At 36.9% G+C, this 15,914-nt stretch carries 15 protein-coding genes and 1 tRNA gene; 3 read left to right on the top strand and 13 right to left on the bottom strand.

All coding sequences use genetic code 11. From position 1 onward, the window contains the following. Window position 1: 1 nt before the first annotated feature. The 10 genes from ACTDJC_RS02485 to ACTDJC_RS02440 form a co-directional block, all read right to left on the bottom strand. Window positions 2-1,192, bottom strand: a complete 1,191-nt coding sequence (locus ACTDJC_RS02485) for a glycosyltransferase family 4 protein (protein WP_176524546.1) — start codon at window positions 1,190-1,192, stop codon at window positions 2-4. A gap of 307 nt (window positions 1,193-1,499) precedes the next feature. Beyond that, window positions 1,500-2,156 (bottom strand): phosphate signaling complex protein PhoU, encoded by a 657-nt coding sequence (phoU, locus tag ACTDJC_RS02480; RefSeq protein ID WP_098307776.1) that lies wholly within the window; start codon window positions 2,154-2,156, stop codon window positions 1,500-1,502. Between the two features lie 104 nt (window positions 2,157-2,260). Continuing rightward, window positions 2,261-3,076, bottom strand: a complete 816-nt coding sequence (gene pstB / locus ACTDJC_RS02475; protein ID WP_098307778.1) for a phosphate ABC transporter ATP-binding protein — start codon at window positions 3,074-3,076, stop codon at window positions 2,261-2,263. 30 nt (window positions 3,077-3,106) lie between these two features. Next, on the bottom strand, window positions 3,107-3,973 hold the full coding sequence (pstA, locus tag ACTDJC_RS02470; RefSeq protein WP_098307780.1) for a phosphate ABC transporter permease PstA: 867 nt from the start codon (window positions 3,971-3,973) through the stop codon (window positions 3,107-3,109). Between the two features lies 1 nt (window position 3,974). Next, a complete protein-coding gene (pstC, locus tag ACTDJC_RS02465) occupies window positions 3,975-4,925 on the bottom strand; it encodes a phosphate ABC transporter permease subunit PstC (protein ID WP_098307782.1) in 951 nt (316 codons plus the stop codon). A 27-nt stretch (window positions 4,926-4,952) separates the two neighbouring features. Then, a complete protein-coding gene (locus ACTDJC_RS02460) occupies window positions 4,953-5,843 on the bottom strand; it encodes a PstS family phosphate ABC transporter substrate-binding protein (RefSeq protein ID WP_440602773.1) in 891 nt (296 codons plus the stop codon). A gap of 645 nt (window positions 5,844-6,488) precedes the next feature. Then, the gene (locus tag ACTDJC_RS02455; RefSeq protein ID WP_440602570.1) at window positions 6,489-8,609 is read right to left on the bottom strand and encodes a peptidoglycan D,D-transpeptidase FtsI family protein; all 2,121 of its coding nucleotides are present in this window, start codon (window positions 8,607-8,609) and stop codon (window positions 6,489-6,491) included. 108 nt (window positions 8,610-8,717) lie between these two features. Beyond that, complete coding sequence (locus tag ACTDJC_RS02450; RefSeq protein WP_098307786.1) at window positions 8,718-9,995, bottom strand: MFS transporter; 1,278 nt, start codon at window positions 9,993-9,995, stop codon at window positions 8,718-8,720. Window positions 9,996-10,181: 186 nt separating this feature from the next. Next, window positions 10,182-10,793 (bottom strand): superoxide dismutase [Mn], encoded by a 612-nt coding sequence (sodA, locus tag ACTDJC_RS02445; protein ID WP_253630417.1) that lies wholly within the window; start codon window positions 10,791-10,793, stop codon window positions 10,182-10,184. Window positions 10,794-11,017: 224 nt separating this feature from the next. Continuing rightward, a tRNA-Ile gene (locus tag ACTDJC_RS02440) sits at window positions 11,018-11,091 on the bottom strand. A gap of 222 nt (window positions 11,092-11,313) precedes the next feature. Here ACTDJC_RS02440 and ACTDJC_RS02435 point away from each other — a divergent pair. The 3 genes from ACTDJC_RS02435 to ispG all read left to right on the top strand — a co-directional run bounded on the left by ACTDJC_RS02435 (window position 11,314) and on the right by ispG (window position 13,735). Further along, window positions 11,314-12,081, top strand: a complete 768-nt coding sequence (locus ACTDJC_RS02435) for a DUF1189 domain-containing protein (protein WP_098307790.1) — start codon at window positions 11,314-11,316, stop codon at window positions 12,079-12,081. Window positions 12,082-12,146: 65 nt separating this feature from the next. Further along, window positions 12,147-12,488: a hypothetical protein gene (locus ACTDJC_RS02430; protein WP_098307792.1), complete on the top strand. Its 342-nt coding sequence runs from the start codon at window positions 12,147-12,149 to the stop codon at window positions 12,486-12,488. Between the two features lie 155 nt (window positions 12,489-12,643). After that, complete coding sequence (gene ispG / locus ACTDJC_RS02425; protein WP_098307794.1) at window positions 12,644-13,735, top strand: flavodoxin-dependent (E)-4-hydroxy-3-methylbut-2-enyl-diphosphate synthase; 1,092 nt, start codon at window positions 12,644-12,646, stop codon at window positions 13,733-13,735. A 52-nt stretch (window positions 13,736-13,787) separates the two neighbouring features. Here ispG and ACTDJC_RS02420 read toward each other — a convergent pair whose 3' ends face one another. From ACTDJC_RS02420 to ACTDJC_RS02410, 3 genes are read right to left on the bottom strand one after another with little or no spacing between them, the layout of a single operon-like run. Continuing rightward, entirely contained in the window at window positions 13,788-14,201 is a 414-nt protein-coding gene (locus tag ACTDJC_RS02420) for a Fur family transcriptional regulator (RefSeq protein ID WP_098308046.1), read from the bottom strand. Between the two features lie 13 nt (window positions 14,202-14,214). Next, on the bottom strand, window positions 14,215-15,048 hold the full coding sequence (locus ACTDJC_RS02415) for a metal ABC transporter permease (protein ID WP_098307796.1): 834 nt from the start codon (window positions 15,046-15,048) through the stop codon (window positions 14,215-14,217). Continuing rightward, on the bottom strand, window positions 15,045-15,818 hold the full coding sequence (locus tag ACTDJC_RS02410) for a metal ABC transporter ATP-binding protein (RefSeq protein ID WP_098307798.1): 774 nt from the start codon (window positions 15,816-15,818) through the stop codon (window positions 15,045-15,047). Before ACTDJC_RS02410 ends, ACTDJC_RS02415 begins: the two co-directional genes overlap by 4 nt. Between the last annotated feature and the right edge of the window lie 96 nt (window positions 15,819-15,914).

Genomic DNA, 15,914 nt, shown 5'->3' with positions numbered 1-15,914 from the left:
TTCAACCTCCACATTTATGATGTTGAACTGCTTTTTCATACGTGTGTGCGGTTGCTCTTGCAATTTCACCCCAACTATAGTGAACAAGAACATCTTCATATCCTTTATTTGCCACGCACTGAGCAAATTCTCGTTGTTCTATAATAAATATTAATTTCTCACTCAAATTTTGCGAACAACCTGATTCCATTTGAAACCCATTCACACCATCTATAATAATCTCTTGCAGGCCACCCACACGCGAAACCAAAACTGGTCTCTTTGCAAGCATCCCCTCTAATGCAACAATCCCAAAAGGTTCATACAAACTTGGAATTAATAATACATCACACCTTTGGAGAAAAGCTCGTTGTTCTTCCTCTGTAATATGACCGAGAAAAAAGATAGAGTGTTGCAGTCCTCTTCCTTGAACAACTGCACGGTACTGCTCTAACATGGGCCCTTGGCCTGCAATAATAAATATAACCTGTGGGTATAGCTTAATAATCTGCGGCGCAGCTTCAATAATCGTATAAAAACCCTTCTCATTGACAATACGACCAATTGAAAATATAACCAATCTTTCTGCTAAATTATAACGCCTCGTAATTTCTAATGAAGGCGTAACAGCATGAAAGAAATGACGGTCAATCCCATTTGGATGTACAAAAACACCCTCACCATTTACTTCCAAATCTCGTACAACCTCATCTTTCATAAACTGACTACAAACAATCACAATGTTAGATTCTTTTACTAGCTCTTTTTCATGCATATGTATTTGCCATTGCAGTGATGTATAAATTCCACCATTACGTCCACGTTCCGTTGCATGAATGGTTGTAACGAGAGACAAATGTTGCTGTTTTTGCAGTTCCATCGCACAAATAGCAACAAGCCAATCATGAGCATGAATCACATCAAACGTATAACATTTACACAGTTCCTGTGTATAAGCAAACATAGACTTGTTTAACTGAGCAATCCACTCATAAAAATGATACTTTTCACGATCATCAACTGACACACGATGCACATGTACATCATGTACCTTTTCATATGTCGTGCAATGCTCTTCGTGTACCGTTACTACATGCACATAATGTCCATTATGTGCAAGAGCACGGGATAATTCATACACATGCCTTCCAAGGCCTCCTACCATCATCGGGGGATATTCCCATGCCAACATTAAAATATGCAAAGGCTCCATACATCCCTCTTTTCTCTTCACGTAGAAGAATAAAGTGAAACTTCCTTTCATGAACGTTTTTTCATGAAAGGTTAGTTGAACCAATCGGGCTCTTACGGGTGGTTTGACCTTCTTCTTGCTTATACTTCTTACCAACCGTTTGAGCGGGGTAAAGTGAAACTTCGTCCCACGAAAAAGTAAGCGTTTTCTTTTTATTGCATTATAATCCATCTTACCACCGCAACAAGCAAGTAACAATAATCCTTTTTTGTCATATTTTGACTAAAAAAAGAGAGGAACACTTTGCATCCCTCTCTTTTAACAATTTTTATTCATTTAATAAATAATGCTTCCCTTTTACAAGATAAAATACATTTTCTGCAATGTTTGTACTATGATCAGCCACTCGTTCAATATAACGTGCAATAAACGACAGCTGTGTAATTTGTCCAATCGTCTCTGGCTGATCTGGAATAGAAGAAATAAACTCACGAATTGCTTTCCCATAAAGTTCATCAACTTCATCATCCATCTCAGCAATCTTTTTCGCATATGTTAAGTTTTCTTCTCTATAAGCTTGAATCACATTTTGCAGCATATCTATTGCAATTCCGAACATATTTTCAAGGTTTTGTAATGATACAGATACTTCTTTTTCACCAAGACGGATTGTTGACTTAGCAATATTTACCGCGTGATCTGCAATACGTTCTAAATCTGTTGCAGTTTTAATAGAAATAAAAATTCTTCGTAAATCACTAGCAACAGGTTGTTGTTTCGTAATCAACATTAATGCAAAGTCATTAATTTCTTCTTCCAAATTATCCATACGATAATCACCATCGATTACCTCAAGCGCCTTCTCTACATCTCTTGTGCGCAATCCTTCCATTGCAATTTCAAGAGCTTGTTTTGCTAATTCACCTAGTTCAATAATTTTTTGCTGTAATGCTTGCAAATCATACTGAAATTGTTCGCGTACCATGTTGGTCCCCCTTTATTCGTTACACGTGCTCCAATATAAGATGAAGCTCTCACCGAAATATTCCAATTGATAAGAACATACATTTCTCTCTCAAACAGACACTATTAACCGAATCGTCCTGTAATATAATCTTCTGTTCGTTTGTCTGTTGGAGTTGTAAATAATTTATTCGTTTCTGTATATTCCACAACTTCTCCGCTTAAGAAGAAAGCAGTTTTATCAGAAATACGCGCTGCTTGTTGCATATTATGCGTAACAATAACGATACTGAAATCTTTCTTTAACTCTTGAATTAACTCTTCCACTTTTAATGTAGAAATTGGATCTAACGCTGATGTTGGTTCATCCATTAAAATGACATCTGGTTCAATCGCTAAGCAACGTGCAATACATAAACGTTGTTGCTGTCCACCTGATAGCCCATACGCATTATCATGTAATCTATCTTTTAATTCATCCCAAATCGCCGCACCGCGCAAACTCTTCTCAACAATTTCGTCCAACGTTTTCTTATCGCGAATACCATGAATTTTCGGGCCGTACACAACATTTTCGTAGATTGATTTTGGAAATGGATTTGGCTTCTGAAATACCATTCCAACATGTGTACGTAATTCCTCAACAGGATAAGATTTCTCGAAAATGTTACGATTACGATATTCAATCACCCCTGTTGTCCGAACGATTGGCACTAGTTCAACCATACGATTTAACGTTTTTAAATACGTAGATTTTCCGCAGCCACTCGGGCCAATAATTGCCGTCACTTCATTCTCGTAAATACTTAAATTAATATCCTTTAATGCGTGGTCTTCTCCGTACCATAAGTTTAAATTTTTCGTATCAAATACAACCTTTTTTGTCTGAGGTACAGTCTTTTCTTCATTTTTCACCTGTACATTTACTACTGTAGATACCATTTTGAAATTCCCCTTTCATCCATGTCTTTCTTACTTACGATTTCGTAGCCATATTGCAAAAGTATTTATAAAAAGCAACAACAGTAGTAACACGATAATTCCAGCTGCTGCTACATGTTGAAACTCCTCCTGCGGCCTGCTCATCCAATTAAAGATTTGAATTGGTAAAACTGTAAATTTATCAAATACATCAAGCGGTACATAGTTTGCAAAAGCAAGTGCTCCAATGACAAGTAATGGGGCTGCTTCTCCAATCGCTCGTGATAACGCCAAAATACAGCCTGTTAAAATTCCTGGCATTGCTGCCCTGATAACAACACGAGACATTGTTTGCCACTTCGTTGCCCCCACTCCATAAGATGCTTCTAACAGAGATCTCGGTACAGATCGAAGTGCCTCTTGCGCTGCTACAACAACTGTCGGCAAAACGAGAAGACTCATCGTTAATGCTGCTGCCAATATACTTTCACCTAACTGCAATCCATATACAAACATTGTTAACCCTAATAATCCAAAAACAACAGATGGCACTCCTGCCAACGTTTGAATGTTGATTTTTATCATTCTTGTAAACAATGATTGCTTGGCATAGTATTCTAAATAAAGAGCTGTTCCGACTCCAAATAAAAAAGAAGTAGGAGTAACAACACTCATAAATAAAATCGTTCCCGATAAAGCAGCTGCAATACCAGCTTCCTCCGGATTTCGCGATGCAAAATTGGTGAAAAAATCAAATGAAATATATGTTATACCTTGTTGAAAAATTTGATATAGTAAAAAAATCAATATACAAAGTGAAAATAACATAGTCATACGAAATGCAATCTTGCATACACGATCTTTCCAAAATCGAGAAGGCATATGTTCTTCTATGTTTCGCTCGTTTAACATGCGCATATTATGTCGCCTCCTTAAAACGACGCATAATATACTGCGCAATCATATTCATGATAAGTGTAAAAATAAATAGTGTTGCTCCGACAGCATACATGCTGTAATAGGTCAGCGTTCCATAAGGAGCATCCCCTAAGCTAACTTGCACAATATAAGCCGTTAGTGTCTGAATAGACTGTGTCGGATCTAATGATAAGCTTGGCGTTGAACCACCCGCAATGACAACAATCATCGTTTCTCCAACTGCTCTTGAGGCGGCTAGCACAATTGCTGCTACAACTCCCGTAAAAGCTGCTGGTAATACAATTTTCTTTGCCGTTTCAAGACGAGTAGCTCCGATCGCAAAGGAAGCTTCTCGCACCTGATGCGGAACAGCACGCATCGCATCCTCACTAAGAGATGCAATCGTTGGAATCATCATGATACCAATTACAATCCCTGGACTAAGTGCGTTGAAAAACTGTAGATCCGGAACAATGCGCTGCAAAACAGGTGTAACAACTGTTAAAGCAAAAAAACCGTATACAATTGTCGGAATCCCCGCTAGCAATTCTAATGCCGGTTTTAATACCTTTCTTGCTGCACTAGAAGCGTATTCACTTAAAAATATCGCACATCCTAATCCAATCGGAATCGCAACAACCATTGCAATGATAGTAACAAGCACAGTTCCATATATAAGCGGTAAAATACCAAACTTAGGATTCTCAAAAAAAGGAAGCCATTCTTTTTCTGTAAAAAAGGAATATATTGATACTCTTTCAAAAAACATAAATGTTTCATTTGCTAAAGTTACAATAATTCCTATCGTTGTAACAATAGAGATACTGGCGATTATTCGTAATACGAAAGGAACCATTTGATTGATTCGCTGTGCATTCTTTCGCTTGCCTATATTTCTTTCAATCAAATGTTGAACAGAAACCGTAACGTGACTCTTATCATTACGAGCCAAAGATGAAAACCCCTCTCCATCCTGACATTATTTTTGTATTTCTGTTAACATTTGCAGCTGTTGATTATATTTATATTGCGGTAACTTCACATATCCAATCTCCTCTACGAGCTCTCCTGCGTGTCTCATCATAAAAGATACATAATTTGCAACACTTTTTTTTGCTCGAATTGAAGAATTGTTTACATATACATAGAGCGGCCTAGACAGCGGCTTATATGCCCCGGATTGAATTGTTTCTTTCGTCGGGGGAATACCGTTAATTTTTACGGCCTTTACTTTGTCACGATTCGCGGCATAATATGCATATCCAACAAATGCAATTGCGTGTTTATTACTCATAACACCTCTTATTAGAACATTGTCATCTTCGGATAATGTAACTGTTTTTGTTATGAGCTTTTTTTGTAACACTACATTTTGAAAATAATCATACGTACCAGAATCCACCCCTGGTGCGTAAAATTGTATCGTTTCCTGCGGCCATTTCGGATGAATTTGTGACCATTTTTTCGTTGTTTCACTTTCACTCCATACTGTTTGTAACTCTTCTATTGTAAGATTATCTGCCCACGTATTCTCACGATTCACAATAAGCGTAAGACCATCATAAGCAATTTGAAGTGGCGTATACGGGATGTGATGCTTTTTAGCCAGTTGCTCTTCTTCTTTTTTCATCGGCCTAGAAGCGTTTGTTATATCCACTTCTCCTTTTCCAAAACGATGAAATCCTCCCCCTGTTCCAGATATACCAATGGAAAGTTTTACAGAGGGTTCTCGTTTCGTATACTCTTCTGCTATTGCTTCCATAATTGGAAAAATTGTAGAAGATCCATCAATTTGTACTTTCCCTACAATATTCGCAGCAGAAATAGGTAACGTATGAGCAGATAAAAAAAATATCGATAATATAACCATGGTGTATGCTCTATTACGTTTCACGTAATATTTCCTCCTAGGGGCCTTCTGATAACAGAAGTACACATATAAGAATAATGCTGAACTATTAACTCGGTTTTAATAATTTGTAAAGGTTTTGTAAATACCAACATTTTTTATACGTTAACGAACAAGCAATTATGCCGCACTATCAACTCGGTTTTAACAGTTTGTAAAAGTTTCGTAAATATCAACATTTCCTATGCGTTAACGAACAAGTAATTAGGCATCTGTAGCCTATCTTCCATCAGTGAATGCTTCCCCTCCTACCTTCTTTGTTTTCTCTGAATCTTGAGGCGAGAGTCTTAATGTCTGCGAATAACGTGATAAAGTGAAACTTCCATCAGCGGGGGTTTTCTTCATCCCCCACTGATGGTTAGTTGAACCAATCGGGCTTTTACGGACAGTTATCCCCGCCTATTTTCTTCGCATATCTCTGAATCTTGAGGTGGGGGGATCTTACTGCCCGTTAATGCGGGATAAATCCCATTTCATTCATTATTTACGAAAACACAACCCTTATTCCATAAGCTTGTACACTTCTGTCATCACTATATGCAGCACACATAAAAAAAAGCACACTATCTTCACAGATAGTGTGCCAATCTTACATATTTTTTATCCTTATTGATTTGTTTTCGTAGTATCTGCTGGTTGTCCAGCTTGTCCGCTAGCTTCTTGCTTTTTCAAATCGAAATATGCGTCCGTAATTCGGCGTGCAATATTTTTGTTTATTGGATTGTGATCATTGGTCATCCACGGAACAACAACAGAAAATGCAATTTCCGGATCAGATGCCGGCGCATATCCAACCATCGTTAAATTATACGTAGTTGGCGATTGACCTAATTGTGCTCTTACTTCTTTTTGATCTGGACCAGCATAAGCTGCCTGAGCTGTTCCTGTTTTTCCGGCCGGATCATATGTCGCATTAGCAAAAGCAGAATGACCTGTTCCATTCGGTGTTTGCATTACCATTTTAAAGCCCTCTTGGACGCGCTTAATATAATCATCTTTCATATCTATTCGATTTAAAACAACCGGCTCCATCGATTCTACTACTGGACCTAAATCTTCTGGTTTTGAAGTCGGCCTGCGAATTTCTTTTACAATCTGCGGCTTCATACGATAACCACCATTTGCAATCGTAGATACATATTGCGCCAATTGAAGCGGTGTATATGTGTCATACTGTCCAATTGCTAAGTCGAGTAAGTTCCCTGGTTTTCCTTCCAGTCCTTTTACTCCAGACACTTCATTTGGTAAATCTATTCCAGTTGGCACTCCAAGACCAAATTGACTATAGTAATAACGCATTGTATCAAAGTCCTTTGGTTTAATACTTAATGTACCATTTGGAACATAATCTACACCTGCGATTTTCATCGCTGTTTTAAACATATATACGTTTGAAGATTGTTGCAGGGCTGTTAAATCATTAATTGGCCCCATTGTTTTCCACGATTTTTTCACCGGCGTACCTTTAAGTTTGATTGGTTCATCAACAAGTACTTCTCCCGGCTGAATTGCTCCTGTTTGATATCCTGTCAAAACAGTTGCTCCTTTTACAGTTGAACCCATTTCATATGAACTCGTCATGGTGCCAAGTGCATAATCTTGTATAGTAGGTTGTCCATTTTCATCTTTGACAAATTGTTTACCAGCCATTGATAAAATTTCTCCGTTTTTCGGATTCATCATAACAACAAACGCACGGTCCATATAGCCCGCTTCACCTGTAGCTTTCGCTTTTTTCATTTCTTCCTCAATAATTTGTTCAACCTTCTTTTGCAGCTCCATATCAATAGTCAGAGTTAAATTCTTTCCACTTTCTCCTTTAGATACGTAATCTGTTTCAATAATATTGCCCTTTGAGTCTGTAATATTTTTCACTTCTGCTTTTGTACCATGCAACACGTCTTCGTATTGCTGTTCAATATAACTTTTTCCGACGCGATCATTACGATCGTAATCACGAACTAAGTAGTAATCTAGATTCTCTCGCGGTAATCCCTCATCAGAACTCGTTACACCGCCAAGTACAGTGCGGAACATATCACCATAAGCATAGTTACGATCCCAATCAACCGTAGTGTCTACCCCTGGCAACTTTTCTAAGTTCTCACTAATTACAGCATATTCTTCAGGTGTAGCATCTTTCTTAATAATTTGCGGCGTCATTGTATAACCGCTATCCATTTTACTCTTAATTGCTAACACTTCTAAATCCTGTGGAGTTAATTCATTTAATTCTGCTTCTGTAATACGGTCAAGTTGACGCTGCGCTAGTTCCTTATCGTCAATCTTTTTCGCTGTGAGATCCGCTTCATCTTTTTTCGTAATTTTTTCTTTTGCTCGCTCTGGATTTAACAGTATCCAAAAATCTTTTTTATCTCGTTCTGTTAACTTATCCGTCGGTACATCAATTAGTTTCGCAAGTTGCTTTGCAGTTTCTAAACGTTCTTCAGGTTTCGACCCCTTCATTCTTGTATACGTAATCGTTCGAAGTGGTGTATTATCTACAACCGCACGACCATACCTGTCATAAATCTTTCCGCGTGGAACAGGAGTACTTACCGTTGAGTTTTCCTTTTTGGCTACTTCATTTTTATAATCTTCACCATGTACAATCTGTACCATTCCTAAGCGGATAATAACTGTCGAAAACAGTAAAAACACACAAAAAAACAACACATTCAACCGAAACGGAAGCGTGGCTTTCTTCTTTTTCTTTTTCTTGCTCATACGAACCCCCTCTGCCAACAGCTATGCAAGCGGAAAGGGACACCTTCTTCAGGTGTCCTCGCCACTGTTATATACGTTTTATTATTTTAACATAAAATAGGGCAGAAGTTAACCTTCTCCTTCGGTTGTATTTTGAGTCGTTTGTACAACTTCTAGCCTTGTTGAATGCGCCTTTTCATCATCATATGTGACATTTCGAATCGCAAAATAGATGAGTAAATGTCCAGCACCCAATATTAATAATAAAACGGGCAAGCTTTTTTCTACCGGAAATAACGAAACCGCTAGTAGAAAGCTTAAAACGGAACAAATTCTTCCTCCGTTTAACCATAGTTCACGAACGACAATATATTCTACTCGCCGCTCTTTTGCATATTTGGCTCTGCCAATTATATCATATGTCATCGAACCGTATGGAACAAGAAGAATTGGATATGCCACAGCAATACAAGCTGCATAAATAAGCAATTTCGTATACGTAACATGAAAGACAACTAAAAATACAACTGCATATAAAATGATTCCACCGAGTAAAATGGCTTTTTTTCTCCATTCCTTTTTCATTACACGTGCTACTAAATAATAGCAAATGAAAGAAACAGCAGAATTCACAAGTCCATATTTTCCTAGCGCTAATTCGCTTCCAGAAGCCAAATACACATATACAGAAATAACAAATATAAATGTACCTTCTCGTAAACCTTGAAAAAAGTGAGCAAGTGTAATTCTTCCCCAGTTTTTATTATTCTTTCGCTCTTTCATTACTTCAACAAGTTCATAACGCCCTTCACATTCACGCTTTGTCAGAAAAAAACTGACAACAATTGCAATAGTAAATAAGGTTAAAGACAGAAAAAAAACGAATGTATAACCACTCCACTTTTCCATACGCGAAATGATAAATCCGGATGCAATTGGACCAATCATACCCGAAAATGAGCTAAGCAATCCGAGAAATCCGTTAAAAAAATCACGTGTCTCCGGCTCTGTAATTTCAAATGTTAATAAATTAAATGAGAGCCAGTAAAATCCATATCCCATTCCAAGTAAACTGCCGATTAGTAAAATATACTGCGAAGCATTTGTTCCTGTTAGTAACACAACAATAAAAAAAATAGCTAATGTTGTCACACCGATTCGGAGCAAAATCGTACGATCTACTCGTTTCGCTAATTTTCCGGCAACAATAAATGTCAGTGGTTGTAAAATAACGCTTGCTAAATTATAAAGGCCAATATTCACAAAGTCCTTCGTTTGTTTCCATAAATAAATATTAACAAACGTATTCGACAATGAAATAGCCAACGCATATAACCCGCCAATTATGAGTAATAATACTAAGTCACGATTCACCTCAACATCGCCAATTAAATGTTTCCATTTCATATGAACTCTCCTTTACTTCATGTTCTAGTCTTCCAAAGAAGAACACAATTATGTAAAGAAGAAGGGGTAAAGTGAAACTTCTTTCAACGGAACGTTTTTCTCCATTGATGTGAGCTCTACCAATCGGACCGGTGTAAGAAAACAAAAAAAGCTAGGAGAAGCATCTCCTAGCTTTTACAATTATAATTATTTTGCGTCTTGGTAACGTTTTTCAACTGCGTTCCAATCTACAACGTTCCAGAATGCACCGATGTAGTCAGGACGACGATTTTGGTAATGTAAGTAGTATGCATGCTCCCAAACGTCTAGTCCTAAAACTGGAGTTTTACCTTCCATTAATGGAGTATCTTGGTTTGGTGTGCTTGTTACTTCTAATTCACCATTGTTTACAACAAGCCATGCCCAACCAGAACCGAAGCGAGTTGCGCCTGCTTTTGCAAACTCTTCTTTAAATGCATCAAAGCTGCCGAACTTTGCTTCAATTGCGCCTGCAAGTTCACCTACTGGTTGTCCGCCGCCATTTGGAGAAAGGATTGTCCAGAATAAAGAGTGGTTTGCATGTCCACCACCGTTATTGCGTACTGCTGTGCGAATTGCCTCTGGCACTTCGTTTAAGTTTGCAACTAATTCTTCAATGCTTTTTTCTGCTAATTCCGCATGTCCTTCTAATGCAGCATTTAAGTTTGTTACGTATGTGTTGTGATGTTTTGTATGATGGATGTTCATTGTTTCTTTGTCAAAATGAGGTTCTAATGCATCATACGCATAAGGTAAATTTGGTAATTCATGTTTTGCCATTGTTATATTCCTCCCATTGTATGTATTTGCCGATAATGACTCGGCATACAAATTCATTTTACCCTAATTACATAGGGCTGAAAACAAATTTAACGTATTGCCTCGCTAACATTAAAGTAGCAAATTTTCCATTTCTTTTCAAACGAAATGCTCATACTTTTTGTAAAAAAAGCTTCCTTCTATAAGGAAGCTTATGTGTTATGTATCAATATATGAAATGGATATGGACCCTGTAGGACTCGAACCTACGACCGGACGGTTATGAGCCGTCTGCTCTAACCAGCTGAGCTAAGGGTCCACAATATATACGAATAACTACTAAGGCATCCTGTATGCTCTAGTCAGCTAAACTACCATGGAATGTATAAGTATATATAAAAATGTAAGATAAATTTACCATAATAAAAAGAAATGTGTCAATTGTATTTTCCTATCACACATGATATATCTTGTGATTCTTTAGAAACGTACGTTACAATGAGATGGTAAATCAATATATTTAAAAGAAGGAAGTGAATTCATGTCCATATTTACGCAACTGTTTAAAAGCTTATATGCACCAAAAGAGATGGCACTTTTTCGTTTTCAAAAAATCGGAAAAACGATTCTTTACATAATGTTGCTATGTTTACTTGCTACCGTTCCAAAAACGATTCTATTTGGAAGTTTCATTCAAGATGGTATTAGTCTAGTTAATCATTCTATTGAAAAAGATGTACCTGATTTTAAAATTGAAAATGGCGAACTTCACGCAGACATCGACAAACCCATTGTAAAAGATGACACAGATTTTATTTTTGTATTTGACCCAAATGCAACGGATGCAAGTGCATATCCCAACCGAGATGGTGTGTTCATCTTAAAAGATAAAGTGATTTCAACAGCAGAACAAAAAACACAATCATTTCCATATAGTGACTTAGGAAATACAACTTTTGAAAAGAAAGATATTCAAGAATTAGTTTCATTTGTCGATAGCATATATCCAGTTGCTATGTTCGTTATCGGAACACTTATTTACTTATTCCAGCTCTTCATTACATTCCTTGGCGTTACGCTATTAGCATTTATCGGTTCTGCAATGAGCGGACAGCGTAAACTATCGTACAAACAAATTTGGACATTAACTGCCTACAGCTATACAATCCCAACTATATTCTTTATGATAATGGATTTGTTAAAAATTAACGTCCCAGGCTCGTTGTTCCTATTTATTACCGTTGTTCTGATTGTTCTTTATTTAACAATAAAAGAAGTACCAAAACCAAAAGAAAAAAATTCACTATAAAAAATGCCTTCAAGGCATTTTTTTTTTGGACAAGCATATATTTCTCTACAAAGGAGTGAAGAAATATGAAAAGACTTGGCGGTGTCTTATTGTTGCTTGTTCTCGGTTACGTCTTGTACTACGATATGACAATCGGCACTTTACCGTTACTTCATACATATTCCAAAACAAAAGAAACTTCGGCTAAAGCTTCAAAAAACGACCAAAAAGAAAATATATCATCAACAAAATATAAAATCATTGAAGTAAAAACAGGCGATACCGTTCTATCCATTACAGAGGAAATTAACAAAAAAAAAATCCCTTCTATTGAAAAGGTTGTTACAGATTTTAAAGGATTAAACCAAAGTGAATCTCCTGCAAAATTACAAATTGGAAAAAAATACAAATTCCCTCTCTATCCATAACAGTATCACATAATTCTTGTCAATTGCAGCAAAGCGCTGATACAATAGAAAAAGTGAAGCTAGACATTTGGCTTCACGAGACAAATATTGCATACAATATAAATGTATTTGTCTACAAAATAAGAAACTTCTTTTATAAGGAGAGCGATCTATTCGTGAATGAAATAACTCATCGTACAAAAACACGTCCTGTTAAAGTTGGAAATTTAACAATCGGCGGTAATAATGAATTAATTATACAAAGTATGACAACAACAAAAACGCATGATGTGGAAGCAACAGTTGCCGAAATTAAACGTTTAGAAGAAGCAGGTTGTCAAATTGTCCGTGTAGCCGTTCCAGATGAGCGCGCTGCAGACGCAATTGCTGATATTAAAAAACAAATTAATATCCCTCTTGTTGCTGATATTCATTTTGACTATCGCCTAGCATTAAAAGCAATTGAAGGCGGTATTGACAAAGTTCGTATCAACCCAGGAAACATCGGTCGCCGCCATAAAGTTGAAGCGGTTGTAAATGCTGCAAAAGAACGCGGTATTCCAATTCGCATCGGTGTAAATGCAGGTTCATTAGAACGTCACATTTTAGAAAAATATGGATACCCAACAGCGGATGGTATGGTAGAAAGCGCATTGCATCACATTAAAATTTTAGAGGATCTAGATTTTCACGATATCATCGTATCGATGAAAGCATCCGATGTGAACTTAGCAATTGAAGCATACGAAAAAGCATCACGTGCTTTCGATTATCCATTACACCTTGGTATTACAGAATCCGGAACTTTATTTGCTGGAACTGTAAAAAGCGCTGCTGGTCTTGGAGCTATCTTAAGCAAAGGCATCGGTAACACACTACGTATTTCGTTAAGTGCAGACCCAGTTGAAGAAGTAAAAGTAGCGCGTGAATTATTAAAATCATTCGGCCTTGCTTCTAACGCTGCTACATTAATCTCTTGTCCAACTTGTGGACGTATTGAAATTGACTTAATTAGCATCGCAAATGAAGTAGAAGAGTATATTTCAAAAATTAAAGCACCGATTAAAGTTGCAGTACTTGGCTGCGCAGTAAATGGTCCTGGTGAAGCACGTGAAGCTGATATCGGGATTGCCGGAGCACGCGGAGAAGGTCTACTCTTCCGTAAAGGCGAAATTGTACGTAAAGTACCAGAAGAAACAATGGTAGAAGAATTAAAAAAAGAAATTGATAAAATTGCAGCAGAATATGCGGCAAAACAAGAAAAATAAGGTGAAAAAATTCTAATAAAAAAGCTTGTCAGTTTCAAAACTGACAAGCTTTTTATTGTGCACACTTCGGACAGCGTCCATATATTTCGAACTTATGCCCAGTTACTTCAAATCCTTTAAAATCTTTATTCATTAGTTCCATTGGACACGATGTAATTTCCTTCGTTCCCCCGCAATCTAAACAAATGAAATGGTGATGGTGTTCTGTAGTAGAACATTTGAAGCGAAAATGCTTTTCACCATTTAATTCAGTCTGTTCCAAAATACCAATTTCTACAAATACAGTTAAGTTGCGATAAATGGTATCAAAACTTAATCCCGGATAATCATCTTTCATATTAGCTAAAACATCTCTCGCTGTTAAATATTTATTGTGAGCTGCAAATAGGCGAAGCATCTCTTCTCTTTTTCCGGTATGTTTATAGCCTTTCTCCTTCATAAGGTGTAAAGCTTCTGTAAGATTCATAATCATCCCTACTTTACGCAGTTTTTTTCTTCTCCCATAAGATTGCACCAATTAAAATAAGAACTGCTAACACAACAATTGTACCACCTGGAGCGATGTCAAGCTGATAAGAAGCTAACATACCTCCGACTACCGAAATTTCCCCAAATACAATAGAGTAAAAAATCGTTTGCTTAAATCCTTTCGCAATGCGAATACTCGCTGCAACCGGTAATGTCATTAACGATGAAACGAGAAGAATACCGACAACACGCATCGAAACCGCAATCACAAGTGCAACTAAAATAATAAAAATAAAGTGAATCCATTTTGCACGCAAACCTGTTGCTACAGCATATTCTTCATCAAAAGATAATAAGAACAGTTCTTTGTATAATGAAATGATAACAACGAGCACAACAATAGCAACCAATCCAATAATGAGTAAATCGCCGCTTGTTACCGCGCTCACACTACCAAACAAATAACTAAATAAATCTGTATTAAATCCATTCGCAAGCGAAATGAACACAACACCAATTCCAATACCAGCTGATAAAATAATTGGAACTGCTAATTCTTGATAATGTTTATATACCGTTCTTAATTTTTCAATGAGTAAGGCACCGCCAATAGAAAATACCATTCCCATATATAATGGATTTAAAAAGCCACCGGTAAATACTGTTTTTTCTAGCAATAAGCTCGCTGCAATACCTGACAACGTAACATGACTTAACGCATCAGCAATGAATGATAAACGACGAATTACAACAAAAACACCTAGCAACGGGGCAACAATTCCAATTAAAATTCCAGCATATAAAGAATTTCGTAAAAAGTCATATTGTAAAAAATCCTGTATCATCGTATCCCCCCGTGATGCTCGTGATCATGCTCTAAACGATGAACATGATGCCCATATAATAACGACATTTCAGCATCTTCTAACTCTCGGAATGTCTCTACATTTCCATGGAAATGTAAATGCTGATTTAAGCAAGCCACATGCGTCACTTTTTCTGTCACCGCGCCAATATCATGCGTCACAAGAATAAGTGTAATTCCTAATTTCTTATTTAAATGTGCAAGCATTTCGTAAAAACTCTCAACGTTTTTTACGTCTACACCTACTGTGGGTTCATCTAAAATCAATAGCTCTGGATCGCTGACAAGTGCTCTTGCAATAAAGACGCGCTGCTGTTGTCCTCCGGAAAGCTCTCCAATATTCCGAGTTGCAAAATCACTCATTCCAACATTGTCGATAGCCTGTCTTACTTTTTCTTTATCAGATTTTGATAAAAAACGAAACAAACCTTTTTTAGAAACAAGTCCCATCGAAACAACTTCAAATACAGTTGCTGGGAATCCAGAGTTGAAGCTATTTGCCTTTTGTGAAACATATCCAATTTTATTCCAATTTTTAAACTTTTTACTATCGACACCAAACAACCGAATTGTCCCTTGCTTCGGTTTTAAAATACCTAATATACATTTCAATAATGTAGATTTTCCCGATCCATTTGGGCCTACTAAACCTAAAAAAGCTCCTTTAGGAACTTGCAATTGAATGTTCTCTAACACATTTCGCTCTTCATAACGAAAGGTTAAATTCTCGATTTCTAATATATATTCCATCATATCTCACCTATTTTAATTCAGAATGATTCCGATTTATTTCTATTTGAATTATATTATAGCTCATTAGGACTTGTAAACCAATCTGTCCTAAAA

Origin of the sequence: Bacillus sp. GB_SG_008, from assembly GCF_052038115.1 — a bacterium.
GTDB classification, from domain to species: Bacteria; Bacillota; Bacilli; order Bacillales; family Bacillaceae_G; genus Bacillus_A; species Bacillus_A rhizoplanae.
The sequence above is the reverse complement of the archived record's forward strand: the minus strand, read 5'-3'. Positions and strand labels throughout refer to the sequence as shown.

Coding starts and splice junctions, on each gene's coding strand:
- ACTDJC_RS02485 (WP_176524546.1), bottom strand. CDS start 1,192: ATGGAGCCTTTGCATATTTTAATGTTGGCATGGGAATATCCCCCGATG.
- phoU (WP_098307776.1), bottom strand. CDS start 2,156: ATGGTACGCGAACAATTTCAGTATGATTTGCAAGCATTACAGCAAAAA.
- pstB (WP_098307778.1), bottom strand. CDS start 3,076: ATGGTATCTACAGTAGTAAATGTACAGGTGAAAAATGAAGAAAAGACT.
- pstA (WP_098307780.1), bottom strand. CDS start 3,973: ATGCGCATGTTAAACGAGCGAAACATAGAAGAACATATGCCTTCTCGA.
- ACTDJC_RS02460 (WP_440602773.1), bottom strand. CDS start 5,843: ATGGTTATATTATCGATATTTTTTTTATCTGCTCATACGTTACCTATT.
- ACTDJC_RS02455 (WP_440602570.1), bottom strand. CDS start 8,609: ATGAGCAAGAAAAAGAAAAAGAAGAAAGCCACGCTTCCGTTTCGGTTG.
- ACTDJC_RS02450 (WP_098307786.1), bottom strand. CDS start 9,995: ATGAAATGGAAACATTTAATTGGCGATGTTGAGGTGAATCGTGACTTA.
- sodA (WP_253630417.1), bottom strand. CDS start 10,793: ATGGCAAAACATGAATTACCAAATTTACCTTATGCGTATGATGCATTA.
- ACTDJC_RS02435 (WP_098307790.1), top strand. CDS start 11,314: ATGTCCATATTTACGCAACTGTTTAAAAGCTTATATGCACCAAAAGAG.
- ACTDJC_RS02430 (WP_098307792.1), top strand. CDS start 12,147: ATGAAAAGACTTGGCGGTGTCTTATTGTTGCTTGTTCTCGGTTACGTC.
- ACTDJC_RS02420 (WP_098308046.1), bottom strand. CDS start 14,201: ATGAATCTTACAGAAGCTTTACACCTTATGAAGGAGAAAGGCTATAAA.
- ACTDJC_RS02415 (WP_098307796.1), bottom strand. CDS start 15,048: ATGATACAGGATTTTTTACAATATGACTTTTTACGAAATTCTTTATAT.
- ACTDJC_RS02410 (WP_098307798.1), bottom strand. CDS start 15,818: ATGGAATATATATTAGAAATCGAGAATTTAACCTTTCGTTATGAAGAG.